Origin of the sequence: Nocardioides anomalus (assembly GCF_011046535.1) — a bacterium.
GTDB classification, from domain to species: Bacteria; Actinomycetota; Actinomycetes; order Propionibacteriales; family Nocardioidaceae; genus Nocardioides; species Nocardioides anomalus.
The window spans coordinates 4,943,108-4,963,412 of record NZ_CP049257.1 but is presented as its reverse complement, the minus strand read 5'-3'; the positions used below and the strand labels follow the sequence as shown (position 1 = coordinate 4,963,412).

Annotated in this window: 20 protein-coding genes and 1 riboswitch; of the genes, 6 read left to right on the top strand and 14 right to left on the bottom strand. The window is 73.3% G+C overall.

Annotated features, from left to right (window positions below; genetic code table 11):
* Window positions 1-16 precede the first annotated feature (16 nt).
* Complete coding sequence (locus G5V58_RS24735) at window positions 17-634, top strand: hypothetical protein (protein WP_165238189.1); 618 nt, start codon at window positions 17-19, stop codon at window positions 632-634.
* A 48-nt stretch (window positions 635-682) separates the two neighbouring features.
* On the top strand, window positions 683-1,570 hold the full coding sequence (locus tag G5V58_RS24730; protein ID WP_230486941.1) for a sulfotransferase family protein: 888 nt from the start codon (window positions 683-685) through the stop codon (window positions 1,568-1,570).
* Window positions 1,571-1,643: 73 nt separating this feature from the next.
* On the opposite strand, the gene G5V58_RS26285 is transcribed toward G5V58_RS24730, so the two are convergent.
* The 3 genes from G5V58_RS26285 to dacB are packed head-to-tail and all read right to left on the bottom strand — an operon-like array spanning window position 1,644 to window position 4,673.
* Complete coding sequence (locus tag G5V58_RS26285) at window positions 1,644-2,273, bottom strand: DUF2510 domain-containing protein (protein ID WP_230486940.1); 630 nt, start codon at window positions 2,271-2,273, stop codon at window positions 1,644-1,646.
* Window positions 2,274-2,291: 18 nt separating this feature from the next.
* The gene (locus tag G5V58_RS24720) at window positions 2,292-3,185 is read right to left on the bottom strand and encodes a hypothetical protein (RefSeq protein WP_165238187.1); all 894 of its coding nucleotides are present in this window, start codon (window positions 3,183-3,185) and stop codon (window positions 2,292-2,294) included.
* A gap of 27 nt (window positions 3,186-3,212) precedes the next feature.
* A complete protein-coding gene (dacB, locus tag G5V58_RS24715) occupies window positions 3,213-4,673 on the bottom strand; it encodes a D-alanyl-D-alanine carboxypeptidase/D-alanyl-D-alanine endopeptidase (RefSeq protein WP_165238185.1) in 1,461 nt (486 codons plus the stop codon).
* Between the two features lie 53 nt (window positions 4,674-4,726).
* On the opposite strand from dacB, the gene G5V58_RS24710 reads away from it, so the two are divergent.
* Window positions 4,727-5,266 (top strand): inorganic diphosphatase, encoded by a 540-nt coding sequence (locus G5V58_RS24710; RefSeq protein WP_230486939.1) that lies wholly within the window; start codon window positions 4,727-4,729, stop codon window positions 5,264-5,266.
* Window positions 5,267-5,272: 6 nt separating this feature from the next.
* Here G5V58_RS24710 and G5V58_RS24705 read toward each other — a convergent pair whose 3' ends face one another.
* The 7 genes from G5V58_RS24705 to G5V58_RS24675 all read right to left on the bottom strand — a co-directional run bounded on the left by G5V58_RS24705 (window position 5,273) and on the right by G5V58_RS24675 (window position 14,346).
* Window positions 5,273-5,941 carry a class I SAM-dependent methyltransferase gene (locus G5V58_RS24705; RefSeq protein ID WP_165238183.1) on the bottom strand — a complete coding sequence of 223 codons (669 nt, stop codon included), beginning with the start codon at window positions 5,939-5,941 and terminating at the stop codon, window positions 5,273-5,275.
* The gene (locus tag G5V58_RS24700) at window positions 5,941-7,974 is read right to left on the bottom strand and encodes an acyl-CoA dehydrogenase family protein (protein WP_165238181.1); all 2,034 of its coding nucleotides are present in this window, start codon (window positions 7,972-7,974) and stop codon (window positions 5,941-5,943) included. Before G5V58_RS24700 ends, G5V58_RS24705 begins: the two co-directional genes overlap by 1 nt.
* Window positions 7,975-8,037: 63 nt before the next feature.
* The gene (locus tag G5V58_RS24695) at window positions 8,038-9,369 is read right to left on the bottom strand and encodes a C40 family peptidase (RefSeq protein ID WP_165238179.1); all 1,332 of its coding nucleotides are present in this window, start codon (window positions 9,367-9,369) and stop codon (window positions 8,038-8,040) included.
* A 323-nt stretch (window positions 9,370-9,692) separates the two neighbouring features.
* On the bottom strand, window positions 9,693-10,739 hold the full coding sequence (locus G5V58_RS24690) for a phosphatase PAP2 family protein (protein WP_230486938.1): 1,047 nt from the start codon (window positions 10,737-10,739) through the stop codon (window positions 9,693-9,695).
* Between the two features lie 30 nt (window positions 10,740-10,769).
* The gene (locus tag G5V58_RS24685) at window positions 10,770-11,708 is read right to left on the bottom strand and encodes an ABC transporter ATP-binding protein (RefSeq protein ID WP_165238177.1); all 939 of its coding nucleotides are present in this window, start codon (window positions 11,706-11,708) and stop codon (window positions 10,770-10,772) included.
* On the bottom strand, window positions 11,708-13,300 hold the full coding sequence (locus G5V58_RS24680) for an ABC transporter permease (RefSeq protein WP_230486937.1): 1,593 nt from the start codon (window positions 13,298-13,300) through the stop codon (window positions 11,708-11,710). The genes G5V58_RS24685 and G5V58_RS24680 overlap by 1 nt, the downstream gene beginning before the upstream one ends.
* Entirely contained in the window at window positions 13,297-14,346 is a 1,050-nt protein-coding gene (locus G5V58_RS24675; protein ID WP_165238175.1) for a thiamine ABC transporter substrate-binding protein, read from the bottom strand. Before G5V58_RS24675 ends, G5V58_RS24680 begins: the two co-directional genes overlap by 4 nt.
* A riboswitch (TPP riboswitch) is annotated at window positions 14,339-14,445 on the bottom strand. Its footprint overlaps the gene before it by 8 nt.
* 46 nt (window positions 14,446-14,491) lie before the next feature.
* Here G5V58_RS24675 and G5V58_RS24670 point away from each other — a divergent pair.
* A complete protein-coding gene (locus G5V58_RS24670) occupies window positions 14,492-14,899 on the top strand; it encodes a YybH family protein (RefSeq protein WP_165238173.1) in 408 nt (135 codons plus the stop codon).
* On the opposite strand, the gene G5V58_RS24665 is transcribed toward G5V58_RS24670, so the two are convergent.
* The 3 genes from G5V58_RS24665 to G5V58_RS24655 are packed head-to-tail and all read right to left on the bottom strand — an operon-like array spanning window position 14,889 to window position 17,831.
* Entirely contained in the window at window positions 14,889-15,758 is an 870-nt protein-coding gene (locus tag G5V58_RS24665) for an RNA polymerase sigma-70 factor (RefSeq protein ID WP_407939652.1), read from the bottom strand. The two genes, G5V58_RS24670 and G5V58_RS24665, sit on opposite strands and share 11 nt — an antisense overlap.
* Entirely contained in the window at window positions 15,755-16,339 is a 585-nt protein-coding gene (locus G5V58_RS24660) for a carboxymuconolactone decarboxylase family protein (protein ID WP_165238166.1), read from the bottom strand. The genes G5V58_RS24665 and G5V58_RS24660 overlap by 4 nt, the downstream gene beginning before the upstream one ends.
* A 43-nt stretch (window positions 16,340-16,382) precedes the next feature.
* Window positions 16,383-17,831, bottom strand: a complete 1,449-nt coding sequence (locus G5V58_RS24655; protein ID WP_165238165.1) for a hypothetical protein — start codon at window positions 17,829-17,831, stop codon at window positions 16,383-16,385.
* A gap of 56 nt (window positions 17,832-17,887) precedes the next feature.
* On the opposite strand from G5V58_RS24655, the gene G5V58_RS24650 reads away from it, so the two are divergent.
* Both G5V58_RS24650 and G5V58_RS24645 read left to right on the top strand, forming a co-directional pair.
* Complete coding sequence (locus tag G5V58_RS24650; RefSeq protein WP_165238163.1) at window positions 17,888-18,793, top strand: alpha/beta hydrolase; 906 nt, start codon at window positions 17,888-17,890, stop codon at window positions 18,791-18,793.
* Window positions 18,790-19,233, top strand: coding sequence for a GNAT family N-acetyltransferase (locus G5V58_RS24645; RefSeq protein ID WP_165238161.1), 444 nt, complete (start codon window positions 18,790-18,792; stop codon window positions 19,231-19,233). The genes G5V58_RS24650 and G5V58_RS24645 overlap by 4 nt, the downstream gene beginning before the upstream one ends.
* On the opposite strand, the gene G5V58_RS24640 is transcribed toward G5V58_RS24645, so the two are convergent.
* A complete protein-coding gene (locus tag G5V58_RS24640) occupies window positions 19,212-20,297 on the bottom strand; it encodes an MBL fold metallo-hydrolase (RefSeq protein WP_165238159.1) in 1,086 nt (361 codons plus the stop codon). The two genes, G5V58_RS24645 and G5V58_RS24640, sit on opposite strands and share 22 nt — an antisense overlap.
* Between the last annotated feature and the right edge of the window lie 8 nt (window positions 20,298-20,305).

The window sequence follows — 20,305 nt, the reverse complement described above, 5'->3', positions numbered from 1 at the left end:
TGGCAAGGTGGCGGGCATGGCCGAGTCCGCCGATCAGGTCCATGCCCGCATCAGCGAGAGCGTCGGCGCGGGCGGGCGGCTGCCGGCACCGCCGCACGCGGAGTGGGACAACTTCCCGTGGGAGGTCGTCGACGGCGAGCTGGTGCCGCGGGTGCTGCCACCGGTCGCCGACGAGGCGCCGCGGGCGGGCCAGACGGCCGACAAGCCGTGCCCGTCCTGCTTCGGCGTGCCCGAGGAGCGCGTGGTCTGGGAGGACGCGTCGTGGCGACTCAAGCACTTCGGCAAGCCGAGCGGGCTGCCGCTCGTGCTCATCCTGGAGCCGCGCCAGCACCTCGACTTCGGCCAGCTCGACGACGACCTCGCCTCGCAGCACGGCCGGATCGCCAACCGGCTGGTGCGCATCATCGAGGGGCTCGACCACGTCGCGCGCTGCCACGTGCTGCGCTACGGCGACGGCAGCGAGCACGCGCACAGCTGGTTCGTGGCCCGCACGGCCCGGCTCACCGGCGTGATCGGCGCGGCCACCATCGAGTGGGACGACGTGCTGCCGCCCGGGCCCGAGGACGTCTGGCGCGCCGACCTGCACACCGTGGCCACCAAGCTGGCCAACTGGGGCGGCGAGGCCAAGGCCTGACCCCTTCGGGTCATTGTGCTCTAACCGGAGTCGTTTACTCTGGTATGCATGGCCCGGCCGCTCCGACCCGACTTCATCATCGTCGGGGCCCCGAAGGCCGGGACCACCGCGCTGCACTCCGCGCTGGCGCTGCACCCCGACGTCTTCACGACCACGCCCAAGGAGCCGAAGTACTGGCTCTGCGGTGACGCCCCGCCCCCGCACTGGGTCGGCCCGGGCGACGCGCACAGCCAGCAGGAGTGGGTCTGGCGGCGCCGCGACTACGAGGCGCTGTTCCGGCCCGCCGCCGACCGCCAGGTGCGCGGCGAGAGCACGCCGTTCTACCTGTGGAGCTACCCCGCGCACCGGCGGATCGCCGAGCACCTGCCCGAGGTGAAGCTGATCGCGGTGATCCGCGACCCCATCGACCGCGCGTACAGCAACTGGATGCACCTGTGGTCCGACGGGCTCGAGAAGGAGCCGGACTTCGAGCGCGCCTTCCACCTGCAGGCCGAGCGCATCGACCGCGGCTGGGCGCCGTTCTGGCGCTACAAGGACCTCGGGCTCTACGGGCGCCAGCTCGAGCACCTCTACCAGTACGTCGACCCCGCGCGCGTGCACGTCGTGCGCTACCGCGACATCGTCGAGTCGCCCGTCGAGACCACCGACGAGGTCTGCCGGTTCCTGGGCATCCGCACCGGGCTCGTGCACGAGGTGCCGCGCGACAACGCGCGCGCCTACGCCTCCCCGGCTGGCGCACCACCGTCTTCGGCCCGGCCGTCCGCGCCGGCGCCTGGGCCGGCCAGTTCGTGCGCCCCGAGGTCTGGCGTGCGGCCTCCGTACCGCTCATCAACCAGCTCCAGGCCGGCGGCGCCCACCGGCCCAAGCTCGCCCCGGACGCCCGCGCCCGGCTGCTGCCGCACTTCGCCGACGACATCGACCTGCTCTCGGAGCTGACCGGTCAGCCCTTCAGGCTGTGGCGCTCGGTGGACAGCCGCGGGTCCTTCCAGGAGCGGGCCACCGCGTCCTCCTAGGAGGCGAGCGCCTCCACCGCGGGCAGGTGCACGCTCACCTGCGCGCTCGTCACCATCCCGGGGCCGTGCGCGACCAGGTCGGCCACCGCCGTGGCCACCACGCTCCGGCTGGCCAGCTGCGCCAGCGGCCCGACGTACTGCGCCTCGAGCTCGGCCGGCAACCGGCCCACCGTGGTCGCCCCGATGAACACCGCCACCCCCTGCGGCGCCGCCGGGTCCCACGGGTTCGGCACCAGCCGGCAGTGCTCGTTCTCCAGCCGCGCGCCCTCGGCCGTGACCGTCGTGCCCGTCCGCGCGAAGACCTGGCCCACCCCCGCGACGTCGCCCGGCCCCAGCACCAGCTGAGCGGTCACCGACAGCGGCTGCCGAGCCGGCTCGTCCCGGCACGACGCGGCCACCGACGCGAACGTCGTGCCCGCCTGGCTGCCGACGTTCTGGTTGAGCCACGTGCCCACCGCGTTGAAACCCTTGGTCAGCCCGTCGGCCAGGTCGTTGGCCGCCTGGGTGACCTGCGCCCCGGTCTGCGAGCGCGGCGAGCGGTGCTCGGTCCAGGCCGCGCCGTCCCAGTAGCGGTACTGCGCGGGGTCCTGCGGGTCGGCGTACCAGCCGGCGGGTGTCTGCGTCACGGGGCCATCATCGCGCGGTCAGCGGACGACGGTCACCAGGTCGTGCGCCCCGTCGGGACGGGCCGCCTCCACGTAGAACCGCGTCCGGCCGTCGGGGAGCGGCACGGCGGTGGCGTAGCGGAAGGCGCCGTCGGAGTGCGGGCTGGCGATGGGCTCGTCGTCGAGCGGGACCAGGCGGGTGCCGTCCCAGCGGGCGACGCCGGTGGTCTCGTGCCAGTTGGAGGCGGCGTCGGGGCGGCCGTCGTACAGCACGGTGAGGGGGTCGGCGGTCAGCACGGTGGCCACGCGGGCGCCGCGGGCGTCCCAGTGCCCGGGGCGGCCGGCGAGGACCTCGCCGCGGTCGGTCCAGGTGAGGCCGTCGGGCGAGGTGAGGCGGCGGGTGGTCATCCGGTCCTCGTGGCCGGGGTCGGTGAGGGGGTGGCAGCACAGCCACATGACCCACTCCTGGCCGGGGGCGGTGGGGTGCTGGATGACCGGGTCCTTGACCGCGACGTCGGCCGAGCCGGGCAGCACGACCTGCTGGTGGCCGGCCGGCAGGGCGTCGACGGAGGCGGCGGTGAGGGAGTCGACCCACCAGTGCTTGGAGTCGTACGTCGCGCAGGACAGGTAGAGCCGCCAGCCGCCGTCGGGCAGCGGGGAGAGGACCGGCCGCTCGAAGGACTCGCAGCCGAACTGCTCGCGGCCGACCTCGGTCACCGGCTCGAAGTGCACGCCGTCGTCGGAGCGGGCCACGACCACGGCCACGCCGCGGCCCTCGGTGAGCGGGCGGCGGACCCGGTAGGTCAGCCAGAACACGCCGTCGTGGAGCACGGCGGACGCGGCGCCCGACCAGTTGCCGGGACCGGCGTCCGGGGCGGGGACGACCACCTCGGCGTCGCCGTACGTCGGCAGGGCGGGGGCGTCGACGGTCATGCGCGCATCATAGTCGACTGAAATGCTCTAGTTCGGCACCGACCCGCAGTGGCAGGCGCCGAGGGCCCCGGCGGCCGCGTCGAGGGCACGCTGGGCCTTGGTCTCGTCGACCTGGGCGATCCGGTCGGCCATGAGCGCGAAGACCATCTGGTTGCCGTCCTGGTCGACCGCGATGCCGGCCAGCGAGGAGACGTTGGTGAGGGTGCCGGTCTTGGCGCGCACGAGCCCGCGCGAGGTCGGGAACGGCTGGTCGAACCGGTTGGTCAGCGAGCCGCTGAAGCCGGCGACCGGGAGCCCGGTGACGATCGGGTCCAGCTCGGGGTGGGCCGGGTCGAGGGCGAGACGCAGCACGCCGACCAGCGCGGCCGGGGTGATCCGGTTCTCCCGCGAGAGGCCGCTGCCGTCGTGGACGGTGACGCCGTCGAGGGGCACGCCGAGCGCGCCCAGCGTCGACAGCACCCCGGCGGCGCCGTCCGCGAAGGTGCCCTTCCCGGCCACCGCCACGCCGACCTGGTGCGAGAGCACCTCGGCCCCCTCGTTGTCGGAGATCTCGAGGATGCGGGCGGCGATCTCGCGCAGCGGCGCCGACTCCACGCGGGTCAGCTCGGTGCCGCCCGAGGCCACGCCGCGGGTCGGGGCGCCGACCACGGTGATGCCGGCGGCGGTGAGCGCGGCGGCGAAGGTCTGCGCGGCGTACAGCGACGGGTCGTCGACCCGGCCGGAGCCGGTCGCGGGCCGGCCCTCGTCGACCCACAGGGCGGTGACCCGGGAGACGACGTGCTCGGGCAGGTAGTGCGCGGGCCAGGCCGGGTTGAAGGACGGCTCGGAGAACAGCGAGTCGTCGTACCCCAGCCTGACGCGGCTCCGCCCCTGCGCCTGGAGCGCGGCGGCGGTCTGCTGGGCGAGGGTGACGACGTCGGCGTGGGCCGGGTACGCCGTGGGCAGCGGCTTCGAGGCGAGGAACGGGTCCCCGCCGCCGACCAGCACGATCCGTCCCTTCCCGGCGGCGACGACGCGGGTGGCGAAGCGGGTCTCCGGGCCGACCGCGGACAGCGCCGCGGTGGTGGTGAGCAGCTTGGTGGTCGACGCCGGCATCGCCGCGCCCCCGTCGCCGACGGTGACGACCGGTTTGCCGGCCGCGAGGTCCTCGACCACGCCCGTGACGTGCGGGCCCAGGACGGGGTCGGTGACGAACGGCAGCACCGCCGCCTGCACGCTCGCCGCCCTGATCCGACCGGGCGGGTCGAGCGGGGTGTCGACGGGGTCCGGCGCGGTCAGCGCGGGCAGCTCGAGCCCGGGCGGCGGTGGTACGTCGGCCGGCCCGGTGGCCTGCTGCGTGCTGCCGGAGTCGCCGACCAGGTCGTCGTACCAGTCCAGGCGCCAGCCGGCGACGCCGGTGGCGACGACGGCCACCACGAGCAGGGCCGCGAGGGCGCGACCCAGCCACCCGCCCTCCTCGCGGGCGTGCGCCATCTCACCCGATCGCACCCGACCTCCTGACACCTGCACCAACCGCAGCCATTGTGCGCGAGGATGGTCACATGGAGTTCGACGTGCTCGTGGAGATCCCCAAGGGTCAGCGCAACAAGTACGAAGTGGACCACGTCTCGGGGCGGATCCGGCTCGACCGGACGCTCTTCACGTCGACGCAGTACCCGGCCGACTACGGCTACATCGAGAACACTCTCGGCCTGGACGGCGACCCGCTCGACGCGATGGTGATCCTGCAGGAGCCCACGTTCCCCGGCTGCCTCATCAAGTGCCGCGCCATCGGCATGTTCCGGATGACCGACGAGGCCGGCGGCGACGACAAGGTCCTCTGCGTCCCCGCCACCGACCCGCGCCTGGAGCACCTGCGCGACATCAGCCACGTCTCCAAGTTCGACCGCCTGGAGATCCAGCACTTCTTCGAGGTCTACAAGGACCTCGAGCCCGGCAAGTCCGTCGAGGGCGCCGAGTGGGTCGGGCGCACCGAGGCCGAGGCCGAGGTCCGCGAGTCCTTCCAGCGCTTCATCGACAACCCCGAGGAGGCCTCGGCCGCGCACCCGCCGCCGGCGGCCCAGCCGGGCGAGACGCGCTAGGGGCCGTCAGGCGCGCCGCACTCCGCGGAAGTACGCCATCGGCCCGGAGACCTCAACGGTCACGTCGGCCACGCCCTGGCGCGAGAGCCAGCGGCGCAGCTGGTCGGTGGTGCAGCCCGGGCCGAGCAGTCCGGCCAGCCGCCCGGCGCGGCGCATCGGCTCGTAGCGCAGGCCGGTGTCGTTCATCAGCGCGCTGCCGGTCAGCACACCGCCCAGCTTCATGACCCGCGCCAGCTCGACCACGGCGCGGGCCGGGTCCGGGAAGCAGTGCAGCCCGGTGAAGGACACGACCAGGTCGACCTCCTGGTCGTCGAAGGGCAGCCGCTCGACGTCGGCGACCCGCGTGGTGACCTGGTCGCCCACGCCGACCTCCTCGGCGACCCGCGCCGTGCGCTCCAGCATCCGCGCGGAGATGTCCACCGCCACGTAGTCCACGCCCTGGCCGGGGCGCAGCGCGCGGACGGCGACCCCGCCCCCGCACGGTACGTCGAGCACGCGCGCGCCGGCCCGCTGGCGGCCGATCTCCGCCGCGGCGTCGTACAGCAGGCCGAGGTCGCTCTGGATCCCCACCCGCCACACGGCGCCGCCGATCGTGCGGTGCTCGACGGTCCAGTCGTAGAACGAGCCCCACAGCGGGTCCTCCGACCAGCCCCCGAGCCCTGGGAGCGCCCTCATCAGGAGATGAGGTCCGGGGAGCGCAGCATCTCCTCGGGCACCCCGAACGCGTCGACCAGCTCGCGGGCCACCGGCCGGATCCGCCGACACAACGAGCCGATGCGCCGGCTGATCTCCTTGGAGCGGACGACGGTGAGCCGGCCGTGCTCCATGAACCAGGCGCGGTCGGCCTCGATGAGCGAGAGCGCGTGCAGGTCGCAGAGCAGGCCCAGCACGACCTTGTCGTCGCCCTCGGGCATGCCGCGGACCTTGTCCACGAACGCCTCGAGCACCAGCCGCTCGGTGTGCGCGCGGGCGGCGTGGATGACGTGGTCCTGGACGCGGGAGAAGACCTCACCGGGGTTCATGCCGGCGTCGATGCCGCGCTTGAGCCGCCGGGCGACGCCGGCCAACATGTGCTCCTCGCGGAAGCGCAGCATGGCCAGCTGGTAGTCGGAGTCGAGGACCCCGGCCTCCTGGTCCCACCGGTCGCCGCCGGGGAGCAGGTCGCGGACCCGCTCGAACAGCTTGTGCACGCTGGTCCGCTCGACCACGGTCTCCACCGCGAGACCGGCGACGAAGCGCACCATGCCGAGCTGGTCCATCTCCTCGAACTCGCCCGCGTAGTCGGTCAGCAGCCCCTTGGCCACCAGCTGCAGCAGGACGGTGTTGTCGCCCTCGAAGGTCGTGAAGACGTCGGTGTCGGCCTTGAGCGCGGCGAACCGGTTCACCGCGAGGTAACCGGCGCCGCCGCAGGCCTCGCGGCACTCCTGGATGGTCCGCGTCGCGTGCCACGTGCCGAGCGCCTTGGTGCCGGCCGCACGCGACTCCAGCTCGCGGCGGAACTTCTCGGCGGTCTGGTTGCCCGAGAACACGTCGTGGCACTGACCGGCCACGACCTCCTGGGCGAAGTGCAAGGCGTACGTCGAGGCGAGCAGCGGGAACAGCCGGCGCTGGTGCTGGCCGTAGTCGAGGAGCAGGTCCTCCTCGGTCTCGCTGGTGGCCTCGAACTGGCGGCGCCGGAGCGCGTAGCGGATCGCGATGGCCAGCGCCACCTTGCTGGCGTTGATGCCGCCACCGCCGACGCAGACCCGGCCCTGCACGAGCGTGCCGAGCATGGTGAAGAAGCGGCGGCCGGGGTTCTCGATGTCGGAGTGGTAGGTGCCGTCCTCGGAGACGTCGGCGAAGCGGTTGAGCAGCGCCTCCCGCGGCACCCGCACGTGGTCGAACCAGAGTTTGCCGTTGTCGACGCCGTTGAGGCCCATCTTGAGACCGTCGTCCTCGATGCGCACGCCCTCGGCGGGCTCTCCGTCCCTGCGGATCGGCACCACGAAGGCGTGCACGCCGTGCCCCTCGCCGGCCACCTCGAGCTGGGCGAAGACCACCGCGACCTCGGCGTGCGCCGCGGCGTTGCCGATGTAGTCCTTGTTGGCCCCGGGCTCGGTCGTGGTGATGACGAACTCGCCCGCGTCCGCGTCGTACGTCGCCACCGTGCCGAGCGCCTGGACGTTCGAGCCGTGGCCGGTCTCGGTCATCGCGAAGCAGCCCATGAGCTGGCCGGTGATGAGGTCGGCCAGGTAGGCGTCGTGGTGACGCTTGGTCCCCAGCTGGAGGATGGCGCCGCCGAACAGGCCGAACTGCACGCCGACCTTGACCAGCACGCTCAGGTCACCGAAGGCCAGGGTCTCGAAGGCCGCGAAGCTGGCGCCGACGTCCCCGCCGCCGCCGTACTCCTCCGGGAAGCCCATGCCGGTCTGCCCGGTCGCGGCCATCTCCAGCACGACGTCCTTGACCCGCTCGCGGAAGGCCGCGCGGTCCAGCGTCTCCTGCTCCTCCAGGATCGAGGCGTACGCCGCGAGGTTGGTGCGCACCAGGTTGCGCACGTCGGCGTACCTGCCGTCGAGCAGCGCGGTCAGGGCCGCGACGTCGACCTGCGGGACGGGGAACTTGTCGTCACCGCCGGGCGGCGTGGGCCGCGGCGCGGGCGGCGCCTCCTCGACGGTCTCGGGGGGCTCGGGAGCCGGGTCGGCGGGGGCAGCGGTGTCCGTGGCCACGGACGCACGGTATCCACCGCGACGCCTCGCCGGGCGTGAGTCGGCGCACAGGCGGCGGCCGGGTCAGGGGCGGGCGAAGTAGTTCGGGGTGATCCAGTAGTACATGGAGACCTCCTCCACGCTGCGGCCCGGCCGCGGCGCGTGGATCATCATCCCGTCGCCGACGTAGAGCGCGACGTGGTAGATCGAGCTCGGGCTCCCGTCGCCCCAGAACAGCAGGTCACCGGGCTGCAGGTCGCCGATCGAGATCGGTGTGGCGTCCTCGTACTGCGCGACCGAGTAGTGCGCCAGCGCCTTGCCGCCGGCCTCCCACGCGCGCATGGTCAGCCCCGAGCAGTCCCATGAGCTCGGGCCGGACGCGCCGTAGCGGTAGGGCTCGCCGAGCTGGGCCCGCGCGAAGGCGATCGCCGCGCCCGCGTCGCCGGACGAGGTCGGCGGCGGGGGCGGCGGGGGCTCGGTGGTCGGGGTGCTCGTCGGGGTGCTGGTCGGCGTGCTCGTCGGGGTCGGAGTCGGGGTCGGCTCCTCGGTCGGGGTCGCCGTGGGGGTCGGGGTCGGCGTCGGGTCGACCGTCGGCGTGGGGGTCGGCGTCGGGGTCGGCGTGACCTGCTGCTGCTCCTCCTGCTGCTGCTCCTCCTGCTGCTGCTGCTGCGCCGCGGCGGCGGCGTCGGCCGCGGCCTGGGCGGCGGCAGCCGCGGCGAGCTGGTCCTCGCGCTTCTCGGCCAGCCGGACCGAGACGTGCTGGAGGTCGGCCAGCTGGCCGAGGAGGCGGTCGCGCTCGTCGGCGTACCGGTCGGCCTCGGCGGCCGCGGCGTCGGCGGCGTCCCGGGCGGCGTCGCGGGCCGCGCGGGCCTTCGCGGTGGCGGCCTGGGCGTCGGCCAGCGCGTCGGCGGCGTCGGCCTCGGTGTCGCGGGCGGCGTCGGAGGCCTCGTCGTAGGCGTCGTAGCGGTCCTGCAGGGCGGTCTGGGCGTTGCGCAGCGCGGCGCTGCTCTCCAGCACGTCGGTCACGCCGTCGGCGTGGCTGAGCGCTCCGAGGGCGCTGAGCTGCGGCGACATCTGGTAGGCCGAGGTCACCGCGTCGGCGTACGCCGACCGCTGGCGCTCGAGGGTGGCCGCCGCGTCCGCGGCCTGCGCCTGGGCGGTGGCCGACGCGGCCGCGGCCTGCTGCGCGGCGTACCGCGCGCCGTTGAACCGCTCACCGGCCCGCGCCGCTCCGACCTGGGCGTCCTCGAGCCGCCGCTGCGCCTGGGCCAGCGTGGCCCGCACCGACGCGACGTCGGCGGCCTTGCGGTCCGCGGCGGCCTGCGCCCGGGTGACGTCCTTCTGGGTGACGTGCCCGTCCGGGTCGGCCGCTCGCGCGGTCGGCACCGCCAGCACTCCGGCGCACAGCAGCGCCACACTTCCCACAGCAAAGCCCCGTGCGCGCACGGTGAGGTCTCCTGAGCATGCTCACGACCGACTCCTTCCCCGAGCCGGTCTCGGCACGTGCACCGCCAGTCACACTTCCCACAGATGTCACTTCAAGCGCACGAGCATCAACCGTGACTGCTGTGACAGGAGACGTCAACCGGAACGGCGAAGTTTCTCGAGAACCCCGGCGTGTCGGCTTGACGAATGACAAGGGTGTCATTCGTTGGGGCGTACAAAACTCCCGGATCGGGCGTGAGTTCCGTACGCCAAGCGTGAGTTTCACCGGCCGGCCGGTGAAACTCACGCCGGCCTCAGTCCTTGAGGACCGGCACCGCGGAGGTCGTCGTGGTGGGGTGCGAGCGCAGCCCGCCGCGTTCGAACTTCTGCCCACTCGCCAGCCCACCGACGTAGAAGCTGACCAGCGCGATGAGCACGCCGGCGACGTCGTCGGCGATGTAGTGCCACCCGAAGTAGAGCGTGGCGATCGCGGTGATGCCGAAGTTGACCCAGACCGCGATCTTGAGCCACTTGTGGCGCATCGTGTACTGCACCATCAGCGCGACCAGCATGGTGATCCCGCAGTGCAGCGAGGCGAAGCCGGCCACGGACTGCACGGCGTTGCTGAGCGAGCCGGTGACGACGTAGTCGCGGGTGTTGTCCAGGGAGTCCATGAGCTGCTTGGACGGGGTGTCGGGCAGGTCGACGTAGAGCGCGACGTAGCGGAAGCCCGGGCCGAGCGTGGGCAGCGCGTAGTAGGAGATGGTCCCCAGCGTCCAGGCGATGCACTGCGAGGTCACGAACCAGTAGCCGTAGGACAGGTTGCGCGCCCACACCACCCAGGCGGTGACGACCAGCGGCACCATCGGCAGGAACCACAGGTAGACGAAGGACAAGACGTACGCCGCGATGCCGGTGCCGAGCACGCTGTGCAGCAGCGTGGCCGGGTCGTGGCCGAAGAGCAGCGCGTGGTCGAGCAGGTGCAGCTCGCGGTCGTACTTGGTCGAGATGACGAACGGCAGGAACGACTTGATGTTGCGGTAGGTCACGTAGACGACGTAGAAGCTGATGATGCCGAGCGCGACGAGGGTCCAGCGCTCCTTGGTCCAGTGCGTGCGCAGCCGGTTGCGCACCACGCTGGGGATCTCGCGGGGGCGCTTCCAGGAGTTGTAGACGGTCAGCGGCAGCAGGTCGAGCAGCAGGGCGCCGAGCAGGAGCAGCGGCAGCCGGATGTAGGACGGGCCGAGGAAGCTGCCCTCGGGGTCGATCAGCCGCTTGTCGAGGACCAGCGCCTCGATGACCGCCCAGGCCGCCATGCCCACGGCCAGGACGACCATGAGGACCCAGGCGCGGCGGAACACCCGCTCAGTGTAGGGAGCGTGTCGCGCGAGTCACGGACGCCCCACGACGGCCGTGCGCGTGGCGTCGAGGGTCAGCCGGACCGCCTGGCCGGGTCCGGTGGGCTGGCCGAGGGGGGCGACGGCGTCGACCCGGCCGGTGCCGTCCACGTCGACGACGAGCCGGGCCTGCTCGGGCGTGGTGCGGGCCTCGACCACGGTGCCGGTGAGCTCGCCCGCGGGGTCGACGCGGAACGCGCTGCGGCGCACGGCGCGCCCGTCGGGCAGCACCCGGGCGTAGCCGAGGAACAGCGCGGTCTCGGCGTCGACCGGGTGGCGCCAGACCTCGTCGATGCCGCCCTGCTGCACGATCCGCCCGGCCCGCATCACCGCGAGCCGGTCGGCCACGGTGAAGGCCTCCTCGTGGTCGTGGGTGACCATGAGCGCGGTCGTGCCCTCCGCGGTGAGGACGTCCCGCAGGTCCGTGGCCAGCCGCTGGCGCAGCCCGGTGTCGAGGGCGGAGAGCGGCTCGTCGAGGAGCAGCAGGCGGGGGCGTACGGCGAGGCAGCGGGCCAGGGCGACCCGTTGCCGCTCGCCGCCGGACAGGGTGGCCGGCAGGCGGTCGGCGTACCCCTCGAGGCCGACCAGGGCCAGCAGCTCCTCGACCCGCTCCCGAGCGCCGGCCGCGCGGCGCAGGCGGAGCGCGTAGCCGACGTTGCGGGCCACGGTGAGGTGGCCGAAGAGCTGGCCGTCCTGGAACATCAGCGCGAAGCCGCGCCGGTGCGTCGGCACGCGGGACAGGTCCTCGCCGTCCCAGGCCACCCGGCCCGAGGTGAGCGGCTCCAGGCCGGCCACCGCGCGCAGCAGCGTGGACTTGCCGCAGCCGCTGGGCCCGAGCACGGCCAGCACCTGGCCGTCGGGCAGCTCGAGGCTCGCGTCCTGGACGGCGGGCACGCCGTCGTAGGCCACGCCGACGTCGGTGAGCGCGAGCATCAGAGCACCCCGAAGCTGCGGCCGCCGACGCGGTCGACGACGAGGACGACCAGCGCGGTGGCGGCGGCCAGGACGACGGAGGCGGCCAGCGCCATGCCGAAGTTGTCGCTGCCCGGGCGACCGATGAGCTGGAAGATCACGACCGGCAGGGTCGGGTGCTCGTCGCGGGCCAGGAACGACGTGGCGCCGAACTCGCCCAGGCTGACCGCGAACGCGAAGCCGGCCGCGGCCAGGAGCGGTCGGCGCACGGCGGGGACGTCGACGGTCCAGAAGGCGCGCAGCGGCCCGGCGCCGAGCGAGGCCGCGGCCTGGCGCTGGCGGTCGTCGACGCCCTGGAGCACGGGCACGAGGGTGCGCACGACCAGCGGCAACGCGACCAGGGCCTGCGCGATCGGCACGAGCAGCGGCGAGGAGGTGTCGAGGGTGAGCAGGAAGCCGAAGCCGAGGGTCACCGCCGAGACGCCGAGCGGCAGCATGAAGAACGCGTCCAGGGTGCCGCGCAGCCGCCGCTCCCCCGCGCTCAGCGACCGCCGGCTGACGACCACCGCGATCAGCCCGCCGAGCAGCAGCGACATCCAGGTGGCGTCGACGGCCGTGCGCAGGCTGGTGGTGAGCGCGTCGGTGGCCGGGACCAGCAGCGCGCTGCCGTCGCCGGTCGTGGACAGGCGGCGGAAGTTGGCCAGGGTCCAGGTGCCGTCCTCGCGGAGCGACCCGGTCAGCAGGGTGAGCAGCGGGGCGGCCACGAGGGCCAGGGCGAGCAGCGTGACCACCACCGGCACGGTGTCGACCCCGCGGGGCCTCCGGGCCCGTGCGGTCCGTCGCGCGACGGTCGGGTCCGGCACGCTGCGCAGCCGGCCGGCGAGGACGATCAGCGCGGTGATGGCCAGCAGCTGCACGATGCTGAGCGCGGCGGCGGCGGGCAGGTCGAGCAGCTGGGTGGTGAGCAGGTAGATCTCGGTCTCCACCGAGGAGTAGCGCAGCCCGCCCAGCGTCAGCACCACGCCGTACGACGTGGCGCAGAACAGGAACACCACGCTGGCCGCGCTCACGATGGCCGGGCGCAGGGCGGGCAGCGTGACGGTGCGGAGGACCTGCGCCGGCGTCGCGCCGAGCGCGGCGGCCGCCTCGCCGGGCCGCGGGTCGAGCGACTCCCACGCCGCGCCGACCGCGCGGATGACGACGGCGACGTTGAAGAAGACCAGCCCGGCGACGATCGCGATCGGGCTGCCGTCCAGCGGGGTGTCGCGCACCAGCAGGCGGAAGGCCACGCCGACGACCACGGTCGGCAGCACGAACGGCACCAGCAGCAGCGCACGGACCAGGTCGCGGCCGGGGAAGCGCAGCCGGTGCAGGACGTACGCCGCCGGCAGGCCGAGCGCCACGCTCGCCAGCGTGGCCAGCCCGGCCGACCAGACCGTGAACCACACGACCCGGCGGGTCCGGTCGCGGCCGAGCACGTCGAGGACCTCGCCCGGGCCGTCGGCGAAGCCGCGGTGCACCATCGCGCTGACCGGCAGCACGAAGAAGACGGCGAGCACCAGCACCGGCCCCAGGGCGAGGCCGATGAGCGTGAGGAGCCTGGTGGTCCTCACTGGCTGACGAGGTCGCTCCACTCCCGGAGCCACGCGTCGCGGTTCGCGGCGATGTCGGCCGGGTCGACGCCGAACGGGTCCGGCGGCTGCACGGCGTACGTCGCCCAGTCCGTCGGCAGCGGCGCGCCGCTGTCGACCGGGAAGACGTACATCGCGTCCGGCAGGGCCTCCTGGAACTCCCGCGTCAGCATGAAGTCGACCAGCGCCTGCGCCCCCTCGGGGTTGGCCGCGCCGGCCAGCACGCCGGCGTACTCGACCTGGCGGAAGCAGGTGTCGAGCAGCGCGTGGGTCGTGCTCGTCCCGTCGTCGCCGATGGTGAAGGCCGGGCTGGAGTCGTAGGACAGCACGATCGGCCGGTCGCCCCCGCCGCCGCCCTGGGTGAAGTCGACCTCGTAGGCGTCCGACCAGCCCTGGGTGATCTTGGCGCCGTTGGCCAGCAGGGCCTTCCAGTACGCCGGCCAGTCGTGCGTGTTCGCGATGGTGGCCAGCAGGAAGGCCAGCCCCGGCGAGCTCGTGGTCGCACCCGGCGTCACGAAGAGGTCCTCGTACTGCGGGTCCAGCAGGTCGTCGAGCGTCTGCGGCTCCGGCACCCCCTTCGCCGCGAACCACGTGTCGTCGACGTTCACGCACACGCTGCCGGTGTCGATCGGCGTGAGGTCGTGGTCGTCGTCGCCCGGCAGGACGTACTGCTCCGCGCCCGCCGGCAGCTGCGCGGCGTACGGCGCGAGGACGCCCTCGTCCACCGCCCGCGAGCCGAAGGTGTTGTCGATCCCGAACACGGCGTCACCGGTCGGGTCGTCCTTGGTCAGCACCAGCTTGTTGGTCAGAGCGCCGCCGTCGCCCGAGGCCTTGATGACCAGGTCGTAGCCGCTCTCCTCCTCGAACTGCCGCTGCAGCGCCTTGCTCATCACGAACGACTCGTGGGTCACGAGCACCACGCGCTGGCTCGCGTCCGCGCCGCCGTCGTCGTCACCCCCGCCCACGAGCGAGCAGGAGGTGGTCAGCAGCACGGCCGCCGCGGCCACGCACACCGGGATGCGCCTCATCGTGTGACTCCCTACGCCGGTGCTGACCGGATCAGGTTCGGAGGGTCTGCGGCTCACCCGCACTCTCAGCACCGTCGCGGTGCTCCCCCTGTCTGTGGCCTCCACTCTAGCGATGACTCCGCGCGACCCGGACGGTCGGTCCGTCATGGACACCACGCACGAGGCAGCCGAGATCGAGCAGCTGGTCCGCGCCTGGGCGAGCGCCGTGCACGAGGGCGACCTCGACGCCGTCCTGGCCCACCACGCCGACGACGTCGTGATGTTCGACGTGCCCCCGCCCCACGACGGCGTCCGCGGGCTCGCGGCGTACGCCGGGACCTGGCCGCCGTTCTTCGCCTGGCAGGCCTCCGGCGCGGTGTTCGAGGTCGTCGAGCTCGACGTCACGGCCGGCGCGGACGTGGCCTACGTGTGGGCGCTGCTGCGGTGCGGCACGCCCGAGGAGCTCGCGGCCGTGCCCGAGCGGCGCCTGCGGCTCACCCTTGGCCTGCGCCGCGAGGACGGCGGCTGGGTGGTCGCCCACGAGCACCACTCGTTCTGCGACCTCAGCGGCTGAGCCCGACCTCCTCGTCGACGCGGCCGAGCTTGGCCGGGTTGCGCACGAAGTAGAGCCCGGTCACCAGGCCGTCGTCGATGCGCCAGGTGGCGACGGTGTCGAGGACGTCGTCGGCGAGCAGCCGCACGCCGACGTGGCCGTTGACGAGCACGGGCTCGGCGCGGGCCTCGACGTCGTCGGGGAAGACGGCGGTGAGGAAGCGCAGCACCTTGTCGGCGCCCTCGATCGGGCGGAGCGCCGCCTTCTTGATCCCGCCGCCGTCGGTGATGAGGACGACGTCGGGGGCGAGGACGTCCATGAGGCCCTGCAGGTCGCCGGTCGCCACGGCCGCCATGAAGCGGCGGGTGACGGCGTCGCGCTCGGCGCGGTCGGTCTCCACGCGGGGGCGGCGGGCGTCGACGTGGCTGCGGGCGCGGTGGGCGATCTGGCGGACGGCGGCCGGGGTCTTGTCGACGGCGGCCGCGATCTCCTCGTAGGGCAGGTCGAAGACCTCGCGCAGCACGAAGACCGCGCGCTCGGTCGGCCCGAGGGTCTCCAGGACGAGCAGCATGGCGGTGGAGACCGAGTCGGCGAGCTCGACGTCCTCGGCCACGTCGGGCGAGGTGAGGAGCGGCTCGGGCAGCCACGGCCCGACGTAGGACTCGCGGCGCCGGGAGAGGGTGCGGATCCGGTTGAGGGCGAGGCGGGTGGTGATGCGGACGAGGTACGCGCGGGGGTCGCGCACCTCGTCCGCGTCGACGTCGCTCCAGCGCAGCCACGTCTCCTGGAGGACGTCCTCGGCGTCGGCGGCCGAGCCGAGCATCTCGTAGGCCACCGTGAACAGCAGGTTGCGGTGGCTGACGAAGAGGTCGGTGCTCACCCGTGGGACGGTACGGCGAGCGGGAGCTCGCAGACGTCGGAGTAGCCCTGGCTCTGCAGGCCGGCGGCGGAGTTGAAGCGTGAGCGCATGTTCTCCAGCGCCACCATCTGGGTCAGCTCGACGACCGCGGGCGACCCGAGCCGGTCGACCAGCGAGGCGACCATCGCGTCGGTGACGGTGGGCGGGGTGAGGGTCATCGCCTCGGCGTACTCCATGACGTCGCGCTCGAGCGGGGTGAAGACCGAGGACTCCCGCCAGCGCGGGACCTCGCGGACCTTGGCCAGGTCGAGGCCGTCGTTGTGGGCCATGAAGTAGCCGAAGTCCAGGCACCACGAGCAGCCGATGACGCCGGCGCTGACGAGCTGGGCGTAGGACTTGAGCAGCGGGTCGAGCCGGTCCCACTTCGCGACCTTGCCCTCGAAGGACATCACGGCCTTGAGGACCGGCTTGTGGTGGAAGTAGACGTAGCCGTTGTCGGGGAACTCCCCGCCCAGCTTGGACCTGGCGAACAGGCGCATCACGGCGCCGTAGAGCCCGGTCACCTCGGCCTGGGGGATGCGGAACGTGCTGGTGGTGGTCATGCCCACGAGACACCGGCCGCCGCCGGGGTGTGACAGCGGCGGGTCAGTACGTCGGCTGGGTGTGCTGGACCTGCTTGGTCTGCTGCTTGAGCTCGGCCTCGATCTGGTCCTCGGTGGCCTGGAAGTCGTGGGAGACCTGCACCAGCCGCCCGGCCACGCTGTGCATCTCGCGGGCCGAGCCGGACAGCGCGCCGTCGAGCACGCCGTGCAGCGTCTGGTAGGCCGCGTAGTGGCCGGTCGCGCTCATCCCGATCCGGTCGTCGCGCGTCCAGACGCTGTCGCCCATGGCACCGTCCGCCTGCCCCGCCGCGGCCGACTGCAGCTCGGAGATGAGGTCGAAGCGGGCCGCGATCTCGCGCAGGTGCGGCATCAGCACCTTGATGTTCTCGCCGTCCTTGAAGTACTCGCCCCGGTTGTTCTCCAGGAACTCCGAGGGCTCGGCGATGTCGATGTACTCCGGGTGCTCGGCGAAGTACTTCGCGGCCTTGCTGCCGCAGTCGGACAGGCTCTGCTCCTGCTGGGTCACCGCCTTGTCCAGCTCGTCGCGCGACTTCCAGAGGCTGTCGATGATGGCGTCCGACGTGGAGCCGAGGACCGAGCCCTTGGGCTTGTCGGGCGGCGGCTGCTGGAAGGTGCCGATGATGCCGAGCACGGTGCTGGCCGCGCCGATGGCCGTGGCGCCGGCACCACCGGTGACGAAGAGCCCGGCGGCGGCGAGCGCGGCGCCGGCCACCTTGAAGACCGCCTCCCAGTCCGCGTGGTGCTCGGGCGCCGCCTTGAAGGCCTTCAGCGCCTCCCGGGCCAGGGTGAGCACGTCCTCCTGGGCGTCCTCCCAGATCTTCTGCTCACCGGCGATGAGCGTGCCCATCACGCAGGCCACGACGTGCTGGCCGGTCAGGGTCGGCCGCACCCGCGACGCGTAGTTGGCGTCGAAGGCGTCGATCATCAGGCCGTTGTACTGGTTGAGCTCGCCGTCGACGTAGTCGATGTAGTCGTTCAGGACGAGGTTGCCGCCGTCCACGGTCTGGTCCTCGCCCTTGCCGTCGGTGAAGGCGCCGCCCGCGTTGAGCTGCTTGGCCACCGCGCGCAGCGTGTCGACCTTGCCCTCGATGTCGGTCGGCTCGGGCACGTAGGTCCACCGGCCGAACACGGCGTCGATGCTCTTGCCCCACGACAGGTAGGTGACGGTCGCGTCGAACGGGACGTGCCATCCGTCCCGGCCCCAGCTGGTCTGCTCGAAGGGCACCCACTGCTCGGCGTACTGCGGGGAGAGGTACCACTTCCCGCCGGGGTAGGTGACCTTGATGTCCATGGGGACGAAGCCCATCGGGTTGTCCTCGCCGCCGGGCCCGAGCGTGCCCAGGTTGGCCGCACCTCGGAACGAGCCCTCCGCGCACGAGCCCTCGCGGTAGCCGGCCTCTCGCATCGAGGCCTCGATGGCGGCCTCGGTGATCTGGGGGATGAGGCCCTGCAGCTCGTCGACGAAACCCATGTGGGTGTTCCTTCCCGGCACCGGACCGGCGACAAACCTGTGGCAGATTGCAGCCCGTGCCCAGCCGCCGCCACGAGCTCCTGGCGTACGCCGTGCCGCGGCTGCGCCGCTCCCGCGAGCTCGACGACGTCGAGACCGAGCGCCGGCGGATCGAGGCGTGGCACGCGACGCTGGACCACGCGCTCCCGACGAGCGCGGTGCCGTTCTTCACCCGCCGCTACGCCGTGGTCCGCGAGGAGCTCGCACCCGGCTTCGCGTCGTACACCGTGAGCGACCGGCGCCGCCCGCCCACGCGCACCGTCGTGCACCTGCACGGTGGCGGGTTCGTGGCGCCGCTCGACCCCTTCCACGTGCGCTACGTCGCCAGGCTGGCCTCGAGCCTCGGCGCGCGCGTCGTGGTGCCCGACTACCCGCTCGCCCCCGAGCACACCTGGCGCGACTCCCACGAGGAGCTGGTCGCGCTGGTGCAGCGGCACCTGGCCACCGGCGAGGACGTCGTGCTGGCCGGCGACTCCGCGGGCGGCGGACTGGCGCTCGCCGTCGCGCTGAGCCTGCGCGACCGGGGCGGCCCGCAGCCGAGCCGCCTGCTGCTCATCTCCCCGTGGGTCGACCTCACCACCAGCACTCCGGAGACCTACGGCCTGGACGCGGTCGACCCGTGGCTGTTCGTGGGCAAGCTCGACGCGTACGCCGCGTGGTGGGCCGGCGCGCCCGAGGACCTCGGCCGCCCCGAGGTCTCGCCCGCGCTCGGCGACCTGAGCGGGCTGCCGCCGGCGCTGATGTTCTTCGGCACCCGCGACCTGCTCTCCCCCGGCGGCCGGCTGCTCACCCGCCACGCCCGCGAGGCCGGCTGGGACCTCACGTCGATCGAGGCGCCGGACCTGCTGCACGTCTACCCGCTGCTGCCGTTCGTGCCCGAGGCGGCGCGGGCCTGGCGCACGACGAAGGAGTTCCTCGCGTGAGGATCACCGCGGTGCCGTTCTCGGCCCTGGACACCCTGACGGCGTACAGCCTGTGGAAGCTGCGCCAGGACGTCTTCGTCGTGGAGCAGCAGTGCCCCTACCCCGACCTCGACGGCCGCGACCTCGAGCCCGAGACCCGGCACGTCGTGCTCGACGACGACCACGCCGTCGTCGGCTGCGCGCGGGTCCTGGACGACGTCGACGAGTGGCGCATCGGCCGGGTCGTGCTGCACCCCACCGTCCGCGGCAAGGGGATGGCCGACGCGCTGCTGCACACCGCGCTCCAGGTCTGCCCCGGGCGCGACGTGGTGCTGGACGCGCAGGAGCCGCTGGCACGGTGGTACGCGAGCTTCGGCTTCGAGGAGGACGGGGCGATGTTCCTCGAGGACGGCATCCCGCACGTGCCGATGCGGCTGCGTCAGCCGGCCTCGCCGGCCTGAGCGAGCGCGAAGCTCACCACGCCGTCGGCGTCGACCGACCGGGTGGCGACGCCGCGGGCCACGAGCAGCTCGAGGTGGGCCTTGGTCTCCATCGCGGCCATGCCCTGGCTGAACACGTCGAGCTCGTCGTACGGGTGCTCGTGGCGGGTCCACCCGAGCCGGGCGGCGACCTCGGCCGAGGTGCGCGCTCCGGCGGCGAGCGCGGCCACGCACTGGTCGAGCCGGTCCTCGTGGTGGGCCAGCAGCGCGTCGACCCGGGCGTGCGAGGACGGCGCGACCGGGCCGTGGGCGGGCAGGATGCGCAGGTCCGGCAGCGCGCGGACCTTGGTCAGGGAGGCCATGAAGTCGCCGAGCGGCTGGGGCACGGCCGGGAAGGTGAAGCCGATCGACGGCGTGATCGTCGGCAGCACGTGGTCGCCGGCGAACAGGACCTCGCCGGCCCGGTCGACGAAGACGTAGTGGCCCGGCGTGTGGCCGGGGGTGTGCACCGCGTCGAGGGTGCGGTGGCCGACGGGGATCTCGTGGTCGCCGTCGAGCCAGGTGTCGGGGTAGTCCCACCAGGCCGGGTCGGGCAGCTGGCCGTCGCCGACGTCGGTGCTCCAGGCCTCGGCCAGGTCGTGCGCGCCCGCCGTGCGCAGCAGCTGGGCGAACGGGCTCTCGGTCAGCTCGTCCAGCGCGTTGAGGGCGGTCATGGCCGGCTCCTCGCCGCGGCCGAGCGCGACGTCCACGCCGAGCTCGGTGCCGAGGACCCGCGCCATCGTGTAGTGGTCGCGGTGCACGTGGGTGACCAGGAAGCGCCGGATGTCGCCGAACCCGGCGCCGATCGAGCGCAGCGAGCGGTCGAGCAGCTCGCGGGCCTCGGGGATCGCCCAGCCGCCGTCGACCAGCACCAGGCCGTCGTCGGTGGTGAGCACGTAGACGTTGATGGCCTTGAGCCCGTCCATGGGCAGCGGCAGCGGGATCCGGTGGATCCCCTCGGCGACCGGCCAGGCGCCCTCGGCGGTCCAGTGCTCGCCCGAGTCCGGCGAGACGGCGTACGCCGTGGGGGTGGTTGACGAGGTCATCGGGGCGA